The following is a 22,046-nucleotide window of genomic DNA, read 5'->3' as shown; positions in this document are numbered from 1 at the left end:
CATACAAGAGAGGATAGAAGAAACTATGAACTCATTCATTCGGTTGACGATTCCGGCGCGGGCGGAATATATCGATATTGTTAGATTGTCATTGTTTGGAATTGCAAGCAAAGCAGGTTTCTCCTATGAGGAAATTGAAGATATGAAGGTAGCGGTTACGGAGGCTTGCACGAACGTTGTGCTTCATGCCTACAGCAACGAGCAGCCTGGAGTTGTAGACATCAGCTTTGAGATTGAGCGGGACGGCATCTCCATACGGATTAAGGATGAAGGCGAAAGCTTCAAATACGAGCCTGCCATCAGCAAATCCGTCTCCCTGCACAACAAGGAGCTGAAAGAGGTGACAGCAGGCGGGCTCGGGCTGTTCATGATGCATGCTTTAATGGATAAAGTAGAGGTTTTTACCGAAAGAGGTACAGAGGTGATTCTCACCAAGTTATTTGGTAGGAAAGAGGAGATGGCATGAGCGTGAATTCTTCTTGCCTGGATCCAAAAGAAACGATCGAAAAAATGAAAATATATCAGGAAACTAATTGCAACGATACGGCGACCGTATTGTTGCAGCATTTTGAGCCGATTGTGAAGATGGCAGCCGCCAAAATGTCCCGCAGTCGGCCTGATCTTTACGAGGATCTTTATCAGGTCGGCCAGCTGTCTATGCTGCGCTTATTTAAGCAGTATGACAGCTCGCGGGAAATTCCGTTTGAAGGTTATGCGATGAAGAGCATTATCGGTCATCTAAAAAACTACTTACGCGATAAATCATGGTATATCCAGGTGCCAAGACGCATTAAAGAGAAGGGACTGCTCATTCAGCAGGCTATCGATCACTTAACGGTGGAGCTTGGCCATTCGCCAAAAATGGAGGAAATTGCAGTCCATCTCGGACTTTCCGTAGAAGAAACGATCGAGGTGCTGTCCTGCCGTGAATCTTATCATTATGTATCGCTTGATACGCCTTTGTCGAGCGAAGGAGACAGCGCCGCAACCATAGGGGATCTTATCGGCTCAGACAAGGACGATTATCAGAATGTGGATAATCGTCTGGATCTGGAGGAGGCGCTGGATCAGCTTAAGACGGAGGAGAAAAAGGTGCTTCTGCTCGTGTATCATAGCGGCAAATCACAACGTGATATCGCCGATGAGTTAGGCGTATCGCAGATGAGCGTATCGCGTATCCAGAAGCGGGCCATTGAGAAGCTTAAGCTATTGCTCGTAGATCAGCGTCCGGATTTTAGCATTTGATTAGTTTAGAAAATATAAAAATCCCCTTTCCATATTGCGTATGGAAAGGGGATTTTTTAATGAAGTTCGTATTTATTATTGAGCGGGGTCTGGAACCAGACCCCGCTCAATAACCTCTGCATTCGTTTCCATTTGCTCCATGTCCTCGCCAAGCTTAACCATTTCTTCCTCGGTCGGTGCCATGGAGTTTGTAGTCGTTTCAAGCTCCGTCTTCATCATTATTACCTCCCAGAGGTAGCAAGTCCATCCTTAACGTCTTCCTTCGCAGTAGAGAAGGATTCCATAATATGCTGGTTGGATTTTTTGGCGTGATCCACCAAATCGCCGGCTTCCTCTTTGATGTTGCTGGCTAGTTCCTTTGTATTTTGCCCGACAGTAGCGGCGAGCTCTTTCGTGTTTTGTCCCACTGCAGTCGCGATGTCTTTTGTTTTCTCGCTAATCTCTTTGAACTTGCTCGAGAGATCCTCCCGAAGATGAGCACCTGATTTTGGAGCAAATAGCAGTGCCGAGATGGCTCCGATAGCTCCTCCTACAATTGCGCCTAACAATACGCCGTTACTAGAGTGTTCTCTTGACATTTGTCATCTCTCCTCGATTGGTATTTGTTGATCTTATTGACCAACTTGTATTCGATTTCTTAGTTATATATAAACGGATATCATTATTTTGAAACAAACATTTAAGGAAAGTATTGACAATTAATAATGCCGATGTTACGATGTGTTTCAAATCCCTAGTTGTCAGCTTGGGATTAAGAAGGTTTATTTTGGCAAGCGGATATACATCAACTGAAAGGAGAATTTTAACATATATTTACTTTCTAACCTTCCATCCTCGTCGTCACAATTTCATTAAATATTATTATGGTTCCGTTAAAATGGTAAATTATTGAGTTATTAATTCCGATAAATAATTAACCTACATATTTTATCTGCGAAGAAACCTACGAGAAAATAGAGAGATAAAGGAGAAAAATCATGTTTAAACGAGTGGAGAACGAGCTGGAGCTAGCGATGTTTAACGGCATTTGGACTACCGTCTGGATGGAGAAAGGGTTTGAACTTGAATTTTCTGAGAATGCTCTTGAGCGATTTGTCGTTGTTACTGCGGAAGGACACTATGTGGGAACGTCTGAAATTAAGCCTTACAGCTTAATTTCAAGCTCGATTAACGATGCAGGCCCTTTTCAAACGTATCCAAAAGTAATAGAAGCAGCTAGCGCAATCGCTGAGATCGATAAGATCGCGCTGCTTAGACCGTATCGCGGGCGATATATTGCTGACCTGCTGTCCTCGGCCGTCTATATTGCTGAAAAGCTGCAAATGAAATATTTTGTCTCGCTTCTGGAGCCTGTATTTCTAAGAGCCCTTCGCATTACTTATCAGGTACCGCTTGAAAAGGTTGGAGAGAAGGTTTTTTATAAGGGAGATGATGTCGTACCGGTATTATTCAACATGGAGCAAATGTATCGCAACAAGCAGCGCTATGAATGGCTCGTCTATCCGCAAGAGACTGTTCTTGCCACAACCGGTGCGGAGGGCTGAGCGAAGCTTACGGACGTATTAGTTAACTTAGAAAAGGCGGAAATGTCGTGAAAAAAGAATTAACAGAACTTGACAAGCGTAATCGATTGTTAATCAAAATCCTTTGGAGCCTCCTTGGTCTTGGGATCGCCACAGATCTTGCTATCGGGCTCGGCGCGGACATGATTCTCCTGCTTGCAGGGGTCGGTATCTTTTTGTGTGGTGCAGCAACTTTCATGACATACCGGAAAATTTTTACGGGATATATTAAATATTTAGTGCCTGTTATTTTGACCGTTATCGTAACTCTATTGATTGTGTCTGATCCGAATCCGATCGTAAGCACTTATTTTTTGGTGTATGTCAATCTAGCGATCATTACCTTGTATGCGGATTATAGGCCTATTATTTTTACCGGGGTTTTGGGAGCGGCGCTCAGCACCTATTTATTTCTTGATCCCGTGCTTCAGCCGAAGCTCTTCCCAAATGAATCGCTGGCGTATTTGTTTTTGTATTTAACGTTTGCAACCGTTGCGATGGCTTTTTCCGCTGGGTTCAGCGGCAGACTGCAGCGGCAGGTGACGGACAAGCAGCGTGAGGCATTAGCTGCCAAGGATATGGCGGAGGGGCTATTGGACAAGCTCAAATCGTCTATTATCGTATTGACGGAATTTAGCAGCAGCCAGCAGACGACGGTTCGCTCGACGGGAGACATCTCGAAGGAAGTCACGATTACGTTCTCCGAAATGTCGGCTGCTATCGAGAAGCAGACATCAACCATTCTGAACATCAGCGAGTCGTCACAGGTCATCGATGCTTCGGTTAAGCAATTGCTGGAAGGTGCGGAGCAGTTGCAGCAATATTCCGCGAGCAATGCCGAGTTGACGGAGAAAAACCGCGAACAAATGGCTACTCTCTCGGACGAAGTGGAAAGCGTGCGCTCGATTATTAAACATACGGTCGAGATGATGACGCAGCTTAATGAACAAAATGATCGCGTAAGCTCTATCGTAAGCACCATTAGCGACATTGCGGAGCAAACGAATCTGCTGGCGCTAAATGCGGCTATTGAAGCGGCACGGGCTGGCGAGCATGGCAGAGGATTCGCCGTCGTATCCGGGGAGGTTCGCAAGCTGGCAGACAATGCAAGAGTTGCGACCAGTGAAATCTCTGATATTTTATCCGGCATTCGTTCGCAAATCAGTGCCGTTCATGAGCAGGTGGAGAGCGGGCAAGAGGCTGTGATGAACAGCAGGGAAGTTTCTCAACAGGTACAGCAGCTTATGGAGCGAATTAACGAGAATACGGAGCTTGTGAAGCGCCATTCGGATAATGTGGGAGTCTCCGCAAACGATCTGCATGAGCGTTATTCGAGCATGGCTGATGAAATGGTTAATATTGCGGCCACTACCCAGCAAAACATGGCCTCCGTCGAAGAGGTCCATGCAAGCATGGAGACGCAGGATATTAAGATTCATACGATGGTCGAGGAATACACGCAGCTGGACCAGCTGCTGTCAGAGCTTCAGCAATTAGTAGCGAAGCATTAAGTCGCTTGTGTAATAGAAGCATCAAAAGCGCCAATTGGAGGAGAGCAGCGTAGGAGCTACGCTGCTTAATTGCTCCTTTTTGGCGCATTTTGGTTTAGGAGGACTCTTAATCTTGCCTCACAGCCTGTACCAGTATATGGTACAATAAGTGGAATATGGTGAGGGAGGATTCAGATGAATCTAGCAAACAAAATTACAATCGCCCGTATATTGTTGATCCCCGTGTTTATCCTGCTTTTTCCGCTATATCCGGATGGGCTCGTTTCAAAATCGGCTATGCTGCTTCATTTAGACGCCTATGGTATTTATTACGCCGCAATTGTATTTATACTTGCCTCGGCTACCGATAAATTAGATGGGCATATCGCAAGAAAATACAATCAAGTAACGAATATTGGAAAGCTGCTTGACCCCTTAGCGGATAAGCTGCTCATCGCCGCCGCGTTGATATTAATGGTAAGTGAGCAAATGATTTATACCTGGATCGCAGTTGCCATTATAGGAAGAGAAATGATTATTACGGGCATTCGAATGGTAGCGGCCTCTCAAAAAATAGCGCTTCAAGCGGATCAATTCGGCAAAATAAAAATGGTGTCGCAGGTGGTTGCGATTGCGGCAGTGCTGTTAAACAATTTGCCTTTCCGTTTTTTTACAAACATGGCTGTCGATCAAATTTTGATGCACGTCGCGTTGATCTTAACGATCTATTCCGGCTACAACTACATAAAGAAAAACTTTCGTTTGTTAAAGCTTGATTTATAATATAGCTGATCAAGGACAAACAAATAATGAGTAGGATTAAACAAGAAAGAGCACGCTGACCATTCAGCGTGCTCTTTCTTGTTTAGCGTAGGGGCTCGCTGTGGCTGCGCTCAAATGCGACGATCCACTCGCCCTGTACGGCTGCATAGCCGGTATCGCCTTCGACGACCAAGCCGTATAAGTTTTTTACGTCTAAGTATTCCTTTCGCGTCCCGTTATCAAATTCGAGCGTGATATAGTAGTAGGTTCGCGATGAGTTCGTGGAATGATGGGCGCCGTCATGGTTATGGTGATTCGTATGGTGGCGGACGTCCATCCGCTTGGATACGATGCGTGCGTAGCTAGATTCCTTCGGAGCTCTAGCATTTTTTGCATGGTTGATAAGGCTGTACAAAATCCCTCCAATAACGAATATAAAGCCGATGCCAACCAATATCGGGATGATCGTAAACATCAAATTAAACCCGCCGCCGAATGAAGGTCCGAACCCGTTCATCTATTCACCTCCATCTTTTTACTAATTTGTCGTTTGTTATCATACGCAAACATAGGCGTTTTGTTTCGAACTTTTAATAGGGCATTGGAGAGCTGAAGAGAAGCAGCTCATCACTTCTAATTTCATGAAATAAAATCTTTAAATACAGAACAGTTTATGTTATGTTATTTAACATAAGAGAAAAAACGATATTTAATGTTCGGCTTTTTGGATGTTTTGTGAGGAAACCTATCATATATAAACGATATTAATAGTTTTCTAGGGTTCCGCGGACGATTGTTACGGACTGGACCGAGAGAAGACGCACAGCATGCTGTGTTCACGGAGGGATAAAAGCCCGGGAGATTGTCTAATGACGATGCCTCCCTGGCTTTTGTTGTTTTTAAAAACAGTGAAAAGACCAATTAACAAGGCAGAGGGTGCAGCAGATGGAAGAGAAAGTGACGTACCGCAGAACATTAACATTGTTTCAGGTTGTAGCATTTGGACTCGCATGGATGTCGCCTATGATTTATTTTACCGTTTATGGCATTGCCTACGAAGGCTCTAGCGGATGGATGACCAGCTCTTACACCGTGGCTGCAGCGGCTATTTTATTAACGGCGCTTAGCTATATCGTCATGTCCAAAAGATTCTCGTCCTCTGCCTCCGCCTATACCTATGTCAAAAAAGCGATCCATCCCTATGCCGGCTTCTTAGTAGGCTGGGTCGTCCTGCTTGAATATATTTTCTCTCCGGTTATCGCATGCTTAACCTTCGGTCTTTATATGCATGCCCAGTTCCCAGCCGTTCCGGCTTCCGTATGGATCATAGGCATCAATCTCATCTTTGCGATTGTGAATATCATAGGCATAAAATTCTCGGCTGGGCTAAGCAAAATATTTGTAGTCGTGCAAATTTTATTTATTGCCTTGTTTTGTGCGTTTCTGATTAAGGGGTTAGCGGCCAATGCGGCTGCGATTGCCGTTCAACCGCTTTTGCCTCATGGTGAATGGGGGATTTCCGCGATTTTGACTGGCGCTTCGATTGTGTGCTTCTCTTTTCTTGGCTTTGACACGGTTACCACGCTGGCGGATGAGACGATCAACGCTCATAAAACGATACCGCGCGCGATCATGCTTATCGTGCTTATCGCTGCGGTCATGTATATCGTCGTTTCTGTATTAACGAAGCTGGTGTTTCCAAGCCTTTCCTTTACGAATGGCGATGCCGCAGGGTTTGAATTGATGAGGCTTGTCGGCGGCGCCGGCCTTCAGTCGCTTTTTATCTCGGTGCTGATCATGGCTGTATTTACGCAAGGCGTAATCGCTGTGACGAGCGCATCGAGGCTACTGCATGTGATGGGCAACGACTCGACGCTGCCCAGACGTTTTTTTGGCAAGCTGCACTCCAAATATAAGACGCCCGTCAACAGCATTGCCGCCGTATGCGTCGTTTCGATGCTAGCGCTGGTTTTAAGTCTGGAGACGGCTATAAAATTCGTTAGCCTCGGGGCTTTGACGGCTTTTGTGTTCGTTAACGGTTCAGTCGTCGTGCAAATGTACGTGAAGGAGAAACGAAGATCTTTTTCACAAACGATTGTTTATTTGATTATTCCGCTTACTGGCGCGTGTTTTGTAGGATGGCTCTTGACGCTGCTGGATCGAACCGCTTTAATAATGGGCGCATGTTGGCTCATGGTTGGCATTCTTTATCACTTGTACCGCACGAAGCCGGCGCTTGCTGCCATTATGCAAAAACGTCAACTTGATTAGTGGATATTTGTTGACGGATAGAAAACATCATGGTAAATTAAATTTATCCTATTGAATTAGTCGGGAATAGAATTGGAAACTGAATAAGAAATTATGGCATAAGTGTCGCTGTAGTTTATTCACATTCGCGCTCACTAGAAAACTGGAGGCGCATGCCAACCGAATGCCGAATCGGTTGTCGTGCGCCTTCTTTTATTTTTTTGGAAGGGGAGGTGTTGAAGGGTGAGCCACTCGGGAAAATGGCGATCCCAACGTATCGCACGCCTTTGATTCCGGGGCGGCATGGGCGACGCTTGCATTGCAGGCGCGGCTGCTTGGCCTTTCAACGCGGGCGATTGGCGGCTTTGATCGTGCTGCAGCTCGTGAGTTACTGGCAGTGCCGGAGCATATTGCGCTTCATGCCGTTATTGCGCTTGGCCACCGAGGGGATGCCGATTCACTGGATGAATCCTTTCAAGAGAAAGAGCGTCCGACCGGCCGCCGTCCTTTGGCAGAGAGCCTACTGGAAATCAAAAAAAAATCAGATGATCAAGTTGTGAGCTCATTAGGGCTGAACCTATAACTTTGGAGAGGATGTTGTATATGTCTCGACCGGCTGAGGTTGCGGATGAGTGGTTGAAACGCATTAAGGAGCAATTGGCAGGCGTTCAATATGGCGTAGTTCAGATCACGATTCATAACGGGCAAATCGTACAGATTGATCGGACTGAACGCAGTCGCTATGACACGGAGAAGGCTCCTTCTGCGGCTCGGAAACAGAGATAATGAAGAACCACCTTACTATGGACGTATATGAATGGCCTGATTTGGCTTTTCATCATTATTGCTTGCAAATGTATCAACTGAATCGTGGTGTCTACAATACGATCGATCAGTGGCTGTACGATAACGGTTATCCTGAAATTAAACGCAGGCGAAAAATGATTATTCGGTTTTTGGATCTTATGGCAAAGAAGCAAGCGGAGGAAGGACGAAAGTTTTTATCCTTCGGCAAGGGCAATTTAATTGTGGAGCTGAGCGAGTTTGTAGCTGAGCACGGCATTCATGCAAGAGGCGTCTTAACCGCATACTAGGCAATATAACTGCAACGATGATGATTGACATCAGGCGGCATTACATTTTTATTTCTACCGTATCATATGAAGGTTATCAGAGCATCACATGATATCCTTTTTTTTTTGGCAGAAAACACTATTTCGTAACAAGTAATTGCCAATTAACGATATATCGTATAGTATTTGAAGTAATACGATATATCGTTAACGAAGGAGAATACGTAATGACAGAAGAATGGCAGCCAGAGGAACGGTTGTTTTTAAATCATGCACTAGAAAGAGAGGTGAGCGGCTCAGGCAGACGTTATTTCAGCCGCGGCGGAGTCAAATATGCTTTGCTTGAGCTTCTGGAGCAGGAAAGCATGCATGGCTATCAAATGATGAAGGCGCTTGAGGATCAATCGGGCGGCACATACAAGCCTAGCGCAGGCTCGATCTATCCAACCCTTCAGATGCTGCGGGATCAAGGATTTGTAGAATCCTCTAAGCAGGATGGCAAGAAAATTTTTGAAATTACGGATAACGGCAGAGCCTATTTGCTTGAAGAGAAGGAAAATGCCGTTAACGGACCCGAGCGCCGCGAATATGGCTACGCCGAGGAGGAAGGCGAGCCATTTGACCGAAGCAAGCGGAATCGGCGATTAACGCCGGCGGGCAAAGAGCTGCTGCATCTGCTGAAGGCGGCAGAGCGGGCAGTCGTGAATGACAGCAGAAAGGCAGATCAGCTGCGTACGATTCTCGATCATTTGCGCGTCTCGCTCCGGCAAGTGGCTGCGGAAGCGGAAAACGGCGATGACGAGGGTGAAGCGTATGAGCAATAATTACAATTCTGCTCAGTCCTATCGGCCAGGCGGAGGAATGGGCGGCATGAGAAAGTTCGGAACGGGAGAGAAAGCTAAGCCCGCCAGCATCGTCAGCATGTTCGTGCGAGTCTATACGCATGCGCGAATGCAGCTGCCCTTGCTAATCGGGGCTGTTGCTTGCGTCATCGCCATTTCGCTGCTGGAGTTTATCGTTCCGCAGTTAACGCGCCTTACGATTGACCACGTTATTCCGAATAAGCTGTTTTCCAAGCTGTTTCTTATTGGCGGCGGCGTTCTCGGTGCCGCGCTTCTGCTCGGCGTTCTGCGCTATATCAGTACTTCCCTGATAGCCTCCGTCGGCCAGAAGGTGCTTTACAATCTTCGCAATGATTTGTACCGCCACATGCAAAGCTTGGACGTATCCTTTTTTGACCGCAATCGGACCGGCGATTTGATGTCTCGGGTTACGAACGACGTAAGCATCCTTCAGCAAATGATTTCCTCCAGCATGATGCAATTATTTACCGATTTTTTCACCTTTACAGCGATTGCGATTTATATGCTTTGGATCGATTGGAAGCTAACGCTGCTGCTGCTCGCTACCTTCCCGTTTATGATACTTACGACCAAAATATTTGGCAAAAGAATGCGTTCCTCGTTCCGAACGGTGCAGGAGTCCGTAGCCGATGTCAGCGACCATTTGCAAAATACGCTAACAGGCATACGGCTCATCAAATCCTTTACCGCGGAGGCTTACGAGTCGGATCGATTCGCTGAGCGCACTCAGCGGAATATGGATGCAAATATACAAGTGACACGCTTGCGGGCTGCTTATGAGCCTATTATTGATTTTCTCAATTTTCTCGGCCTTGCCATCGTCCTTGTGTTTGGCGCATGGCTAGCCATGAAGGATATGATGACGGTCGGCACGATCGTTGCTTTTATTGCTTATTTGCGGCTGCTGCAAAACCCGGTTCGCCATTTTAGCCGGATTATCAATACGATTCAGCAATCGGCTGCCGCGTATGAGCGCATTATGGAGGTTATGGACACGAATGCAGAAATCGTGGAGAAAGAGGAAGCGATCAAGCTGCCGCGAGCAAGCGGTCAAATCGTGTTTAATCATATTGATTTTGCCTATTCCAAAGACTCCGCCGTATTAAAGGATTTCCATTTGGAGCTTGAAGCAGGCAAGGTGACCGCGCTCGTCGGCTCTTCCGGCTCAGGCAAAACGACGATTGCCCATCTCATCACTAGATTTTATGATCCGCAGTCCGGAGACATCACAATCGACGGCTATTCGCTCAAGGATATTACGTTAGCCTCGTTAAGAGAGCAAATTGGGATCGTGTCGCAGGATATCGTTTTGTTTAACGGGACGATTGAGGAAAATATCCGTTATGGCAATCTGCATGCGACGGATGATGAGGTGCTCGCTGCCGCTAAAGCTGCGAATGCCGACGGCTTTATTGATTCGTTCGCGCAGGGCTACGAAACGCAAATCGGCGAGCGTGGCGTGAAGCTATCGGGCGGCCAGAAGCAGCGGCTGTCCATTGCGAGGGCGATTTTGAAAAATCCACGGGTCATTATTTTGGATGAGGCGACCGCGTCGCTCGACACGGAGTCGGAGCAGCATATTCAAGAGGCGCTGGCGCAATTGCTGCAAGGGCGCACATGCCTAGTCATTGCGCATCGGCTATCCACGATCCAGCAGGCGGATCAGATTTATGTACTGGAGCAAGGACGAATCGTGGAGAACGGAACGCACGAGGAGCTGCTGCTTCTTCAAGGGCGCTACAATCAGCTTTATGAATTGCAATTCCCGCAAACGGATGTATCGTAAAACATACTTTGAAAATGGGAAGTGATCGTTTTTTGAAGCCCAATAGCTTGTTAACTGATTTTTTTCGGAAAACGTGGTACCTATACGTAGCCTCTATCTTTTTTCATTTGATATCGAACACGATTAACGTATTTTTTCCGAAGGTGCTGGGGCAGTTTACGGATAAGCTGCAAATTGGCGGTTTAACGAGCAAGCTGATTGTGGACTATAGCCTGCTCCTGCTATTAATCGGCGTTGGCCAAGTGCTGTTTAACGGCGTAGCGATGTACTTGGTCATGTATGTGGGCAGAAAGTTTGAATTTCTCGTCCGAAGAGGGCTATTCAAGCATTTTACGGAAATGAGCGAACGTTTCTATTCGAAAAATGGCGTCGGGAAGCTGCTCAGCTATTTTATGAATGACGTTACTGCGGTTCGGGAGTCGATCTCTATGGGCGTCAACCAAACCGCAAACGCATCCATGCTGCTTGTGGCGTCTATTACGATGATGCTTGTCAGCCATATTCCTTATTATCTGATTTTGGCATCTGTATTTCCGCTGCTGCTGATCCCGATTATCGTTGTTTATTTGGGGCCGATTATTAGAAAAAGGTCGCTAGAGGTGCAAGAAGCGCTTGGGACGATGACGGAAACGGCCGAGGAGCAATTTGGCGGCATCCGGGTAACGAAAAAGTTTGCAGTGGAAGACATCATGATCGAGCGCTTCGGCAAAACGGTGGATCAAATCCGGCATAATCAATTGCGGCTGGTTCGCGTTTCGTCTTTTTTCCAAGCGTTGATTCCGTTTCTTGGCGCGATTGGGCTGATCGTCGCGCTTTCCTTTGGCGGCTATATGACCATTACGAAACAAATTTCGCTTGGTAACTTCGTTGCACTAACGCTCTATATCCGCATGCTGATGAATCCGCTTCAACAAATCGGGAACGTCATCAACACGATCCAACGCTCGCGTGCTTCGCTGGAGCGGCTGAACGGCTTGCTGTCACAGCGTTCGGAAATCGTGGAGCTTGAGGGCGCCAAGGCTGTAAATTTAGATGATGCCGGCATCAGGATTGACCATTTATCGTTTGCTTACGAGCAAGGCGGCAATCCTATTCTGAAAGACATCAGCCTGCGCGTTGAGCCGGGCGCGACGCTTGGCATCATTGGCCGAACCGGCAGCGGGAAGACGACGCTGATGAAGCTGCTGCTCCGAACCTATGACCCGCCTCCGGGGACAATATGGTATGGGCAGACGGATGTGAGAGAGATGACGCTTGAGAGTCTGCGCACCCAAATTGCTTACGTCCCGCAGGATGGCTTTCTGTTTAGTACAACGATTAAGGAGAACATTGCATTCTCCGATCGCGAACGTGAGCTTGAAGCGGTTGAGGCTGCTGCCAAGCATGCCCAAATTTATAATAATATCGTCGATCTGCCGAATAAGTTTGAAACGCGGCTCGGCGAGCGCGGCTTAACGTTGTCTGGCGGCCAGCGCCAGCGTACCAGCTTAGCTCGCGGGATGATTAAGGAATCTCCGATTATGATATTAGACGATAGCGTCAGCGCGGTGGATGCCGTGACGGAGAAGGATATCATTGACGCGATCCAAACGGAGAGAAACGATAAAACAACGATTATCATTGCGCATCGCATTAGCGCGATCAAGCATGCGGAGCAAATTATAGTCATGGATGACGGCGTCATTGTGCAGCGCGGCACCCACTCGGAACTGCTCGAGCAGCAAGGACTTTATGCAACGCTTCACGCCATACAGGAGGAGGGGAGTCAGCATGCGACCGGCACAAGCCATTCATAATTGGCAGGCGGATCAGAAGGGCGATCCAAATGCACCTGAACAGAAGCCGAATTATGTACCAGCGTTTCGTACCCTTTTTAGCTATGCGAGACCGCATCTCTGGGCATTCATCGGCGTATTTTGCTGTACGTTAATCGCGATTCTGTCTGATTTGCTGCAGCCCTTTTTAATGAAAATCGCGATTGATGACAACTTGCTTTCCGGCAAAAACGATTACAAAGGCTTGCTTACGATTTGTTTCATCTATTTAGGCTTATCGGTATCCAGCTTGCTATTCACGTATTTGCAAAACAACTTGCTCCAAAATATCGGTCAAAGCATCGTGTCACGCATCCGGAAGCAGCTTTTTGGCCATATATTGAAGCAGTCGATGCGGTATTTCGACCGGATGTCGAGCGGCAGCCTCATCACGCATGTCTCGAGCGATACGGAGGCGCTGAACCAGTTTTTTAATCAGGTGCTGCTGAGTCTATTTAGAGACGGGCTTACGCTCATCTTTATCGTCGTGATTATGTTCGAGCTCGATACGAAGCTCGCGCTATATTGCTTGATTTTGCTGCCGATTATTTGGGTGATCGCGATTGCCTTCCGGTCTTTCATGCGTACGACCTATCAGCTGGCGAGAACGAGATTGTCCCGCATGGTGGCGTTTGTAGCTGAGAACCTCTCTGGCATGAATCTTGTGCAGGTGTTCCACCAGCAGAAGGAGCAAGAGAAGCAATTCAACGAGCGGAACGGCTTGTACTTTAAAGCTAATCTTCGGGAAATTCGGACGAATGTCGTGTTTGGCCGTACCTTCGATATTTTAAGCAATCTATCGATTGCTTTTGTCACCTGGATCGGCGGCAACGCCGTGCTGGGACAGCATCTCGAATTCGGTGTTTTGTATGCGTTCATTACGTATATCCGCCAGTTTTTTCAGCCGATCAATACCATTACACAGCAGTGGAATACGCTGCAGTCTGCAACGGTTGCGATTTCGAGAATTTGGAGCGTATTCGCGAATAAGCCGGATATTACGGATCGTGATCTGGAGCCTGTCGATTTGCATAAATCGCATGCGGATCATGATGAGGCGGATGAGCGCCAGGCTTCATTACCGGCTTACAACCTAGAGAAGGTGAAGGGACGCATCGACTTCGACCACATCTCCTTCTCCTATGAGGAAGGGATACCGATTATTCGGGATTTGGATTTGCATATCAATTCCGGTGAGCTTATCGGCGTCGTTGGCACGACTGGCGCAGGCAAAAGCTCGCTCATCAGCTTGTTATGCCGCTTTTACGATGTGAAGGAAGGAAGCATTCGGATCGATGAAACGGATGTGAGAGATATTCCGCAAGCGACGCTTCACCGACTAGTAGGGCTGGTTCAGCAGGAGCCTTACCTTTATTCAGGCAGCATCATTGAAAATATAAGGATGTTTGATGATTCGATCTCCCGCGAGGAGGTTATTCGCGCCTGCGAGTTCGTTGGAGCGGATGCCATTATCAAGAAGCTCAAGAACGGATATGAAACGAAGCTGTCGGAGCGGGGAAGCGGCTTGTCGGCAGGCGAGCGCCAGCTGATATCTTTTGCGAGAATTATCGTCTTTAAGCCAAAGGTTCTTATCTTGGATGAGGCAAGCGCCAACCTTGATTCGCATACGGAGCAGCTGATTCAGAACGCGCTGCAAGTTGTCTCGCAGGATCGGACGACGATCGTCATTGCGCATCGGTTGTCTACCATTATGCAAGCTGACCGCATTATTGTGATGAGCCATGGTGAAATTGTGGAGCAAGGCAATCATCAGCAGCTTTTGGAGCATGACGGTCATTATAAAGAGCTGTATGAGCATTCGCAAGGCAATGTCGCGGTATAGCTCTTGGCATGACCCACTGATCATTACGGCACGTGCCGCAAGGCCATTCTCGTAATGCATGAAACGATGAGCTTGGAGCGCCGCAATCTGCTGCGTGCGTATGGCGCTGAACTGGTGCTTACGCCAGGGGCTGTCGCAAGAAGAGTAGCGAAGGAGCAAGGCATCCTAGGCGGCATTTCCTCGGGCGCAGCTGTCTTTGCAGCCATTCTATTGGCGCAGAAGCTAGGTGCGGGCAAGCGCGTTGTTGCGGTTATTCCAAGCAACGGCGAGCGTTACTTGTCTACAGTGCTCTATCAACAGGAGCAGCAGCTGTAGGAGATAAGCTAATCAGAACGGGCAGCGTTGGCTAAGGACGACGGCTGTCCGTTTTTGCATGCCGAGTCAAAAAGTAAGCTTGCCTAATAGGCGATGAACCTATTAAAATTAGTGATGCGAACCTGGGAGGGACGACTTGACCCATTACTCACACTATATAATAGAAGGAAGCAGATGCAGGAATGAATATTTTTGTTCATATATTGATGACGAACGTACTTCCGATGGTCATTATGATTGGGCTTGGCATTCTGATTCAACGTGCGTTTAAGCTGGATATCAAAACGTTATCGAAGCTGAATTTTTATTTATTTTCGCCGGCGATCATGTTCGACCTGCTGTACAAAACCGATATTTCCGTTTCGGTAATCGGCAAAATTTTATTTTTCTTCGTCGTATTTATGGTTGCCCAGTATTTGATCGTTGAGGTTGTTATCCGCATAAGAGGGTATAAGCCCAGCATGAAGAGCGCGATGCGCAACAGCGTCCTCTTTTATAACAGCGCCAATTATGGGATACCGCTTAATCAGCTGGCATTTGCCGGGAACGAGAAGACGCTCGCCATTCAAGTGCTTATTATGATGACGCAATCCTTTGTGCCCAATACCTATGGCATTTATAGCGTAAATGCGCATAAAGCCGATATGCGTGCGATTTGGCGCACGATTATTTCTATGCCTATCATTTATGTCATTCCGCTTGCTTTTCTATTAAGAGGATTCCATGTGGCGATCCCGCAGCCGATTGCTACGCCGCTAGGTTACTTGGCTGACGCCTTCATCGGCACCGCGCTCATTACGCTTGGCGTTCAACTTGGCAATATGGAGTGGAAAATCAAACGTTCCCTTCTCATCGATGTAAGCCTGTCGGGTATGCTTAGGCTTGTTGCCGGCCCATTGCTCGCATGGCTGATCGTGTGGCTTATGGGACTCGATAAGCTGACGGCAGCAGCTTTGATCGTATCGTCGGCCGTGCCAACTTCTCTTAGCAGCGTGCTGCTCGCGGTTGAGTTCGACAATGAAGCCGAATTTGCTTCGCAATCCGTGTTCGTTTCTACTATTTTAAGCATTATAACGGTTACGGCTGTTATCTTTTTCTTGAATCTTGACATATAAGCGGACTTAAAGCCTATTAATCCTTAAGCATGGATTTCATAGGCTTTTTTAATTGCTTAGTAGTAATAGAATGGCTTGTACATAATGCGAGATGGGTTTAAAATGGAAATTGATACAAATGTAAACGTTTTATTGGAAACGGAGGTTTTCTGATAGATGCAGCTGATAGAGCATGATATGATTCGTGCAAGCGCTTTAAAAAGAACGTTTGGACGGGGGAGCGGCGCAGTTACCGTATTGAAGGGCGTGGACTTATCGATCCCTTCCGGCAAGCTGATTGCGTTCAAAGGAAGATCCGGTTCGGGGAAGACGACATTGATTAATTTGCTTAGCGCCTTGGATCGTCCAACGGAAGGGCAAATTACATTTGCAGGCCGTGATTTGACAGCGATGTCGAATCAGGAGAGAGATATGGTGCGCCGCAAGGAAATGGGACTTATTTTTCAATCGTTTGCGCTGATTCCCCTTATGTCTGCATATGAGAATGTAGAGTTTATATTGCGGGTTGCGGGCGTCGGAGCGAGCGGACGCAAGGAAGCCGCTGTGCAAGCTTTGGAGCAGGTTGGCCTGAAGGGGCGCATGCATCATAGGCCATTCGAGCTGTCGGGCGGAGAGCAGCAGCGGACGGCAATTGCTAGAGCAATCGCCCATAAGCCAAAGCTATTGCTGGCGGATGAGCCAACTGCGGAGCTGGACAGCCGGACGGGACTGCAAATTATGAAGGTGTTCCGCGATTTGGTAGAGACGGCAGGCATGACGATCATTATGACCACGCATGACCCTGCTATTATGGAAATCGTTGACCAAGTGTATGAATTGGAGGATGGACAAATTGTCGCAAAAGCTTAAGCCGCTGCTTGGCTGGTCATTCGCGCTGCTCATCAGCGCCTCATTAACAGGGTGCTCCTTGCTGCCTGCCGAGGAGGAAGCTCTGAAGCCTCCATTAATTAAGCCGGCACAGGAAAATTACCGAACGGTCACGGTTGAGAAGGGTACGATTACGCAGGATATTAACGGAAGCGGCGCACTGGAATCTACGAAGTCTGAAATTGCTCAGTTTGTAGGCCAAGGCGGCCGTATTGCGAAGATGCTGGTAACCTCAGGAAGCAAGGTGAAGAAGGGCGACGTGCTCGTTCAACTCAACGTAGACGGATTGGACATCCAATTGAAGGAGCAGGAGCTTGCGTTTGCAAAGGCGAAGCTGGCGTTCAAGCAGGCCAAACTAGGCGGGGACAGCGATGCGATTGACATTGCCAATCTGCAAATGGAGATTGAGGATTTAAAGCTGGAGCGGCTGATGAAAACCTTTAACAGCAAGCAGCTGGTAGCCGGAATGGACGGTCAGGTAACTTTTGTCGAGGATTTAGATGAAGGCGATTTTGTCGAGGCTTACCAGACGCTAGTCATTATATCGGATCCATCGAAGCTGCGCGTGGCGCTTCGGGTCGAAGCGGGCGCTGAAATTAGCGGCGTGGATGTGGGCTTCCCGGCTTTGGTCAAATTCGGCTCGCAGGAGCTGCAGGGCAAAGTGGTGCAGACGCCATCGTCCGCTCCTACGACATTAAACGCGCAGCTTCAAGAGCGGTACTCCAAAACGTTGTTCATCGAGGTGCCGAAAGTGCCGGCGGATGCGTCGATTGGCGCTTTTGCAGATGTGAAGATCATCCTGCAGCAGCGTGATGATATTTTGAAAATTCCGCGCAGCGGCGTGCGCAGCTTCCTTGGCCGAACATTCGTAAGAACGCTGGAGGAAGGCAATAAAATACGTGAGATCGATGTCGAAACGGGCGTTAAGGGCTCGACGGAAATTGAAATCACGAAGGGTCTGGAAGAAGGCGCGATTGTCGTCCTGCAATAACAAAAGCATGAGCTTGTTATAAGGCAATACGTTATCAGTCGTTTACGCTTGGGAGGTTTTCGCGTGGCTTTGTTCGTCATGATTATTCGCAAAATGGTGCAAAACAAGTGGTTGGTTGCGAGCTTGTTTATTGGTTTGGTTATGTCTGTCGCTTTGGTCAGCAGCATGCCCATTTATTCGGAAGCAGTGCTCTCGCGAATGCTGGTCAAGGATTTGGAGACGATGCAAACCAAGAGGAGCGTGTATCCCGGCAGCCAATACAACAAATTATTTTATACCAAAGAAACGCCCGAGCAGATGAATAAGATCTATACGAAAGTGGATCGGTACATCCATGAGCAAGCCGCCGCAGGTTTCCAAATACCGGTGCAGGAGCTTGTTGTCGATTTCCAATCGAAATCGATGAAGATAAGGCCCACAAATGATCCTGAGCCGAATACGAAAAAATCGCTCAAAACGATGGCGCTTCGCTCCTTCTCTGATCTAGAGAAGCATATTAAGCTAAAGGACGGCAGAATGCCTGCGGAACAGCAGCCCGTCGATGGCGTATATGAAGTACTCGTGACGGAGCGGGGACTTATTCAGTTTAAAACGGTGCTTGATTCCGAGTTTTTTGTCGATGACGATAAAATTGCCGGGGAAATAAAGTTTAAACCGGTAGGCGTATTTGAAAAGCTGCAGGATGACGATCCCTACTTTCGGGATACGGACCTGAGCGAGCTTAGCGGAAGCTTTGTCATTAGCGACAAGCTGGCTAAGCAGCAGCTGATGCAGGAGGCGCGTATTCCGGTTGCGTCTGTCGGTTGGTTTTTTGTACTGGATTATTCCAAGCTTGAGCTGAGATTCGTGGACGATTTTATCCAGACGACCAGTAAGATCCGCAACGTTATGCTCAATAACGTGACGATGTATCAGGCGGTGACTGTAACGCCGGCTTTGGATACGATCGCGAAATATATGGACAGGGCAGAGCAGTTAAGAACGTTAATGTGGTCGCTAAATGTTCCGGTGTTGATTATGCTCGGTTTTTATATGTTCATGGTGTCGAATCTTATTGCCGACCGGCAAAAAAATGAAATCGCCGTTCTGCGCAGCAGAGGAGCGGCACGCTGGCAGGTTATTACTTCGTATGCGGTAGAGGGCATTATTTTATGCGGCATCGCATTTGGCGTAGGACCCTTGCTGGGGGTCGCATTGACAGAGATGCTGGGCGCTTCGAACGGTTTCTTGGAGTTCGTGCAGCGCGTGAGGCTGCCCGTCAGGCTTACCGAGGAAGCTTACCGTTACGGGGCAATCGCCTCGGGCGTATGTTTCGTTATTATGCTTATTCCAATCATCATGGCAACTCGCGTCTCGATTGTTGGACATAAACAGCAATTGGCAAGAATGCTGAAATCACCGCTTTGGCATAAAATGTTTCTCGATGTCATTGCGCTGGCACTCGCTATTTACGGCTTGTATACGTTCAGAAAGCGGCTCGCCGATTTGCAAAGCCTGGGACTGAATGCTGACGATTTGAATATCGATCCGCTGCAATTCGTTATTCCAGCCTTATTTATTATGGGAGCGGGCTTGCTGCTGCTTCGCTTGTATCCGTGGGTGCTCAGGCTCGTATACTGGGCCGGCAAAAAATGGTGGCCGCCTTCCGTGTATGCAACGTTAATCCAGGTTGGCCGTTCTAGCTCGCAATACCAATTTTTGATGATTTTCCTCATCATGACGATTGCAACAGGCGTATTTAGCGCCTCTGCTGCAAGGACGATTAATAACAATACAGAGGATCGGATTAAATATGGAAATGGTGCCGAGATCGTGCTGACCGCACAGTGGATCAACGATGCGCCTCCTCCGGCGCCGCCGGGTATGCAGCAGCCGGCAGCGCCTGTCGTACAAGCGCCTGTCCATTATTTAGAGCCGGCTTTTGAGCCTTTTAAGGCGATTAAAGGTGTAGAGCATGCTGCCAAAGTGTTCAAGAAGGAGGCTGGCTTCAGCGTCAATGACAGTACGGGCGCGGCAACGCTGATCGGCATCGACTCAGACGAGTTCGGAGAAACAACATGGTTCCGTGACAGCTTGCTTGATTATCCGATTAACGACTACTTGAACCTTCTCGCAGGAGATTCGCAGGCCGTGCTCATTTCCAAAACGCTCGCCGATCAGAAGAAGGTTAAGCCGGGCGATACGATATGGGTAGGCTGGAGCGATGTGCCGCAGCAGCCGTTTAAGGTGTATGGCATCATCGAGTATTTCCCTACCTTTAACCCAAATCCGGCTGTAGGGAGCGTGGATGTGAGTGAAGAAGCGTCAAAAGGCAACGCTCCGATGCTGATCGTAGGGCACTTGCCGCGCATTCAGGTCATGCTTGCGCTTGAGCCGTATGATGTCTGGATCAAGCTGAAGCCAGAGACCAGCACAGCGGAGTTTTATGAAGGCCTCAAGGAATCGAAGCTTCCGATTACGAATATCGTCAATACGAGGCTAGAGCTTGTGGATGCCAAAAACGATCCATTCCTCATGGCGCTGAACGGCATTTTGACGCTTGGTTTCGTTCTGTCGATACTTGTTAGCTTTATCGGCTTCTTATTGTACTGGGTATTATCGCTGCGCGGCCGGACGCTGCAAAATGGCATTTTGCGCGCGATTGGCTTATCGCTCCGACAGCTCATTGGCATGCTCGGCGTCGAGCAGCTGCTCACATCCGGCGTTGCCGTTCTTATCGGAATAGGCGTTGGCAATGTGGCGAGCCTGCTGTATGTGCCAAACTTTCAAATTGCGTTTAATCCGAGCAGCCTCGTTCCTCCGTTCAAGGTCATGTTCGATTCGTCGGATTTAATGCGTATTTATATACTTGTCGGCTTCATGCTGCTCTTCGGTCTTGGCATACTTGCCTATATGCTGTCCCGTCTGCGCATTCATCAAGCGATCAAGCTAGGGGAGGATTGACGGATGATTCATTGCGAAGGGCTAGTCAAAATATACAAAACAGCCGACCTAGAGGTATTCGCCCTGCAAGGCCTCGATCTTCATATTGATAGCGGTGAACTCATGGCGATTATCGGCAACAGCGGCAGCGGCAAATCGACGCTGCTTAATATGCTCGGGGGCTTGGACCGTCCAACGGCCGGCAAGCTGACGGTTGACGGCAGAGACATGCTGAAGTTTAAGGAACGGGATTTTGTCCGTTACAAACGGGAAAGCGTCGGTTTCGTCTGGCAAAATAATGCGAGAAACCTTATTCCGTATTTGACGGCGCTCGAAAATGTAGAGCTGCCGATTTTGCTGACGGGCAGCCGCAAGCGCTGGCGGGCGAAGGAGCTGCTCGATGCTGTGGGGCTTAGCCACCGCGCATCGAACAAGCTATACGAGCTCTCTGGCGGTGAACAGCAGCGCGTGGCCATCGCGATCGCGCTTGCCAATCATCCGAAGCTGCTGCTTGCGGATGAGCCGACAGGCTCCGTAGATTCGCGGATGGCGAATCAGATATTGGATTTGTTCCGCGAGCTGAACCGGACGATCGGGATTACGGTCGTTATCGTTACGCATGATCCAGAGCTTGCGAAGAAGGTAGACCGCGTAGCGGCTATCCGCGACGGCAAAATTTCATCCGAGATGCTGCGCAGGCGGTCATACGCGGAAGAGCTGGCCGAGCTTGAGCAAACGGAGGATGAAGAAGGCACGCATGTGGAGTATGCGGTGCTGGATAAGGCAGGCCGTTTGCAGGTGCCAGCGAACTACTTGGAGTCGATTGGCGTCAAAAACTCCAACAAGCTTCGCGTGGAGCTCGGGGAAGGTCGTATCGTGCTGCTTCCTCCGGAGAACAAACCAGAGTAACTAATCAGGGCTGTGCCAGGTCATTCATGACTTAGGCGCAGCTTTTTTTCTTGGCAGAGCCGTAAGCTCAGAAAACCAAATTAACAGGAAAACCTCCCGCTAATATCGCCGAATGAAGCTCATCCGGTCACTTAACTGGAGAACCGGTTTGACCCCTTAATTTTGGAGTTTTAATTGGAATTCAATAGTCGGTTCTTACGCTTGCACTTTATTTCGAGTAAATGCTCCAGAATTCAAAA

20 protein-coding genes, 2 pseudogenes and 1 riboswitch are annotated in these 22,046 nt (G+C 48.2%); of the genes and pseudogenes, 19 read left to right on the top strand and 3 right to left on the bottom strand.

From position 1 onward, the window contains the following. Window positions 1-25 precede the first annotated feature (25 nt). The gene (gene rsbW / locus ADU23_RS02670; RefSeq protein ID WP_053372329.1) at window positions 26-466 is read left to right on the top strand and encodes an anti-sigma B factor RsbW; all 441 of its coding nucleotides are present in this window, start codon (window positions 26-28) and stop codon (window positions 464-466) included. Then, window positions 463-1,245 (top strand): sigma-70 family RNA polymerase sigma factor, encoded by a 783-nt coding sequence (locus tag ADU23_RS02665; RefSeq protein WP_053372328.1) that lies wholly within the window; start codon window positions 463-465, stop codon window positions 1,243-1,245. The genes rsbW and ADU23_RS02665 overlap by 4 nt, the downstream gene beginning before the upstream one ends. 75 nt (window positions 1,246-1,320) lie before the next feature. Here the strand turns inward: ADU23_RS02665 and ADU23_RS32625 are convergent, their stop codons facing one another. Next, window positions 1,321-1,461 carry a hypothetical protein gene (locus tag ADU23_RS32625; RefSeq protein WP_157265559.1) on the bottom strand — a complete coding sequence of 47 codons (141 nt, stop codon included), beginning with the start codon at window positions 1,459-1,461 and terminating at the stop codon, window positions 1,321-1,323. A gap of 5 nt (window positions 1,462-1,466) precedes the next feature. Beyond that, entirely contained in the window at window positions 1,467-1,823 is a 357-nt protein-coding gene (locus tag ADU23_RS02660; RefSeq protein ID WP_053372327.1) for a YtxH domain-containing protein, read from the bottom strand. A gap of 399 nt (window positions 1,824-2,222) precedes the next feature. Between ADU23_RS02660 and ADU23_RS02655 the strand changes: the two genes are divergently transcribed. From ADU23_RS02655 to pgsA, 3 genes are all read left to right on the top strand, one after another. Continuing rightward, complete coding sequence (locus tag ADU23_RS02655) at window positions 2,223-2,789, top strand: hypothetical protein (protein ID WP_053372326.1); 567 nt, start codon at window positions 2,223-2,225, stop codon at window positions 2,787-2,789. Window positions 2,790-2,836: 47 nt separating this feature from the next. Further along, window positions 2,837-4,318 (top strand): methyl-accepting chemotaxis protein, encoded by a 1,482-nt coding sequence (locus tag ADU23_RS02650; RefSeq protein WP_053372325.1) that lies wholly within the window; start codon window positions 2,837-2,839, stop codon window positions 4,316-4,318. Between the two features lie 174 nt (window positions 4,319-4,492). Continuing rightward, entirely contained in the window at window positions 4,493-5,080 is a 588-nt protein-coding gene (pgsA, locus tag ADU23_RS02645) for a CDP-diacylglycerol--glycerol-3-phosphate 3-phosphatidyltransferase (RefSeq protein ID WP_053372324.1), read from the top strand. 82 nt (window positions 5,081-5,162) lie between these two features. Here the strand turns inward: pgsA and ADU23_RS02640 are convergent, their stop codons facing one another. After that, window positions 5,163-5,576 carry a DUF2500 domain-containing protein gene (locus ADU23_RS02640; RefSeq protein ID WP_053372323.1) on the bottom strand — a complete coding sequence of 138 codons (414 nt, stop codon included), beginning with the start codon at window positions 5,574-5,576 and terminating at the stop codon, window positions 5,163-5,165. Window positions 5,577-5,823: 247 nt separating this feature from the next. Next, a riboswitch (guanidine-I (ykkC/yxkD leader) is annotated at window positions 5,824-5,922 on the top strand. 82 nt (window positions 5,923-6,004) lie between these two features. On the opposite strand from ADU23_RS02640, the gene ADU23_RS02635 reads away from it, so the two are divergent. The 14 genes and pseudogenes from ADU23_RS02635 (at window position 6,005) to ADU23_RS02570 (ending at window position 21,807) form a co-directional block, all read left to right on the top strand. Further along, window positions 6,005-7,330, top strand: a complete 1,326-nt coding sequence (locus ADU23_RS02635; protein WP_053372322.1) for an APC family permease — start codon at window positions 6,005-6,007, stop codon at window positions 7,328-7,330. 256 nt (window positions 7,331-7,586) lie between these two features. Further along, a pseudogene (locus ADU23_RS02630) lies at window positions 7,587-7,892 on the top strand (nitroreductase family protein); the annotation flags it as partial. A 20-nt stretch (window positions 7,893-7,912) separates the two neighbouring features. Beyond that, a complete protein-coding gene (locus tag ADU23_RS02625; RefSeq protein WP_053372320.1) occupies window positions 7,913-8,095 on the top strand; it encodes a YezD family protein in 183 nt (60 codons plus the stop codon). Next, window positions 8,095-8,403, top strand: coding sequence for a hypothetical protein (locus ADU23_RS02620; RefSeq protein ID WP_053372319.1), 309 nt, complete (start codon window positions 8,095-8,097; stop codon window positions 8,401-8,403). Before ADU23_RS02625 ends, ADU23_RS02620 begins: the two co-directional genes overlap by 1 nt. A 206-nt stretch (window positions 8,404-8,609) precedes the next feature. After that, window positions 8,610-9,206 carry a PadR family transcriptional regulator gene (locus ADU23_RS02615; protein ID WP_053372318.1) on the top strand — a complete coding sequence of 199 codons (597 nt, stop codon included), beginning with the start codon at window positions 8,610-8,612 and terminating at the stop codon, window positions 9,204-9,206. Beyond that, a complete protein-coding gene (locus ADU23_RS02610) occupies window positions 9,196-11,031 on the top strand; it encodes an ABC transporter ATP-binding protein (RefSeq protein ID WP_231637294.1) in 1,836 nt (611 codons plus the stop codon). Before ADU23_RS02615 ends, ADU23_RS02610 begins: the two co-directional genes overlap by 11 nt. A 32-nt stretch (window positions 11,032-11,063) precedes the next feature. Then, entirely contained in the window at window positions 11,064-12,827 is a 1,764-nt protein-coding gene (locus ADU23_RS02605; protein ID WP_157265556.1) for an ABC transporter ATP-binding protein, read from the top strand. After that, window positions 12,802-14,688 carry an ABC transporter ATP-binding protein gene (locus ADU23_RS02600; protein WP_053372316.1) on the top strand — a complete coding sequence of 629 codons (1,887 nt, stop codon included), beginning with the start codon at window positions 12,802-12,804 and terminating at the stop codon, window positions 14,686-14,688. Before ADU23_RS02605 ends, ADU23_RS02600 begins: the two co-directional genes overlap by 26 nt. 135 nt (window positions 14,689-14,823) lie before the next feature. Next, window positions 14,824-15,003, top strand: a pseudogene (locus ADU23_RS02595) (cysteine synthase A); the annotation flags it as partial. Between the two features lie 182 nt (window positions 15,004-15,185). Next, window positions 15,186-16,118, top strand: a complete 933-nt coding sequence (locus ADU23_RS02590) for an AEC family transporter (protein ID WP_053372314.1) — start codon at window positions 15,186-15,188, stop codon at window positions 16,116-16,118. Between the two features lie 156 nt (window positions 16,119-16,274). Further along, window positions 16,275-16,967, top strand: coding sequence for an ABC transporter ATP-binding protein (locus ADU23_RS02585; RefSeq protein WP_053372313.1), 693 nt, complete (start codon window positions 16,275-16,277; stop codon window positions 16,965-16,967). Next, complete coding sequence (locus ADU23_RS02580; protein WP_053372312.1) at window positions 16,951-17,976, top strand: efflux RND transporter periplasmic adaptor subunit; 1,026 nt, start codon at window positions 16,951-16,953, stop codon at window positions 17,974-17,976. The genes ADU23_RS02585 and ADU23_RS02580 overlap by 17 nt, the downstream gene beginning before the upstream one ends. Before the next feature lie 63 nt (window positions 17,977-18,039). After that, window positions 18,040-20,919 carry an ABC transporter permease gene (locus tag ADU23_RS02575; RefSeq protein WP_053372311.1) on the top strand — a complete coding sequence of 960 codons (2,880 nt, stop codon included), beginning with the start codon at window positions 18,040-18,042 and terminating at the stop codon, window positions 20,917-20,919. A 3-nt stretch (window positions 20,920-20,922) separates the two neighbouring features. After that, a complete protein-coding gene (locus tag ADU23_RS02570) occupies window positions 20,923-21,807 on the top strand; it encodes an ABC transporter ATP-binding protein (RefSeq protein WP_053372310.1) in 885 nt (294 codons plus the stop codon). Window positions 21,808-22,046: the final 239 nt, after the last annotated feature.

Origin of the sequence: Paenibacillus sp. FJAT-27812 (genome assembly GCF_001273905.1) — a bacterium.
Taxonomy (GTDB): domain Bacteria; phylum Bacillota; class Bacilli; order Paenibacillales; family Paenibacillaceae; genus Pristimantibacillus.
The sequence above is the reverse complement of the archived record's forward strand: the minus strand, read 5'-3'. Positions and strand labels throughout refer to the sequence as shown.

What these genes read in the sequence shown, in the direction of transcription:
- rsbW (WP_053372329.1), top strand. Translation starts at nt 26, where the DNA reads ATGAACTCATTCATTCGGTTGACGATTCCGGCGCGGGCGGAATATATC.
- ADU23_RS02665 (WP_053372328.1), top strand. Translation starts at nt 463, where the DNA reads ATGAGCGTGAATTCTTCTTGCCTGGATCCAAAAGAAACGATCGAAAAA.
- ADU23_RS32625 (WP_157265559.1), bottom strand. Translation starts at nt 1,461, where the DNA reads ATGAAGACGGAGCTTGAAACGACTACAAACTCCATGGCACCGACCGAG.
- ADU23_RS02660 (WP_053372327.1), bottom strand. Translation starts at nt 1,823, where the DNA reads ATGTCAAGAGAACACTCTAGTAACGGCGTATTGTTAGGCGCAATTGTA.
- ADU23_RS02655 (WP_053372326.1), top strand. Translation starts at nt 2,223, where the DNA reads ATGTTTAAACGAGTGGAGAACGAGCTGGAGCTAGCGATGTTTAACGGC.
- pgsA (WP_053372324.1), top strand. Translation starts at nt 4,493, where the DNA reads ATGAATCTAGCAAACAAAATTACAATCGCCCGTATATTGTTGATCCCC.
- ADU23_RS02640 (WP_053372323.1), bottom strand. Translation starts at nt 5,576, where the DNA reads ATGAACGGGTTCGGACCTTCATTCGGCGGCGGGTTTAATTTGATGTTT.
- ADU23_RS02635 (WP_053372322.1), top strand. Translation starts at nt 6,005, where the DNA reads ATGGAAGAGAAAGTGACGTACCGCAGAACATTAACATTGTTTCAGGTT.
- ADU23_RS02625 (WP_053372320.1), top strand. Translation starts at nt 7,913, where the DNA reads ATGTCTCGACCGGCTGAGGTTGCGGATGAGTGGTTGAAACGCATTAAG.
- ADU23_RS02620 (WP_053372319.1), top strand. Translation starts at nt 8,095, where the DNA reads ATGAAGAACCACCTTACTATGGACGTATATGAATGGCCTGATTTGGCT.
- ADU23_RS02615 (WP_053372318.1), top strand. Translation starts at nt 8,610, where the DNA reads ATGACAGAAGAATGGCAGCCAGAGGAACGGTTGTTTTTAAATCATGCA.
- ADU23_RS02610 (WP_231637294.1), top strand. Translation starts at nt 9,196, where the DNA reads ATGAGCAATAATTACAATTCTGCTCAGTCCTATCGGCCAGGCGGAGGA.
- ADU23_RS02600 (WP_053372316.1), top strand. Translation starts at nt 12,802, where the DNA reads ATGCGACCGGCACAAGCCATTCATAATTGGCAGGCGGATCAGAAGGGC.
- ADU23_RS02590 (WP_053372314.1), top strand. Translation starts at nt 15,186, where the DNA reads ATGAATATTTTTGTTCATATATTGATGACGAACGTACTTCCGATGGTC.
- ADU23_RS02585 (WP_053372313.1), top strand. Translation starts at nt 16,275, where the DNA reads ATGCAGCTGATAGAGCATGATATGATTCGTGCAAGCGCTTTAAAAAGA.
- ADU23_RS02570 (WP_053372310.1), top strand. Translation starts at nt 20,923, where the DNA reads ATGATTCATTGCGAAGGGCTAGTCAAAATATACAAAACAGCCGACCTA.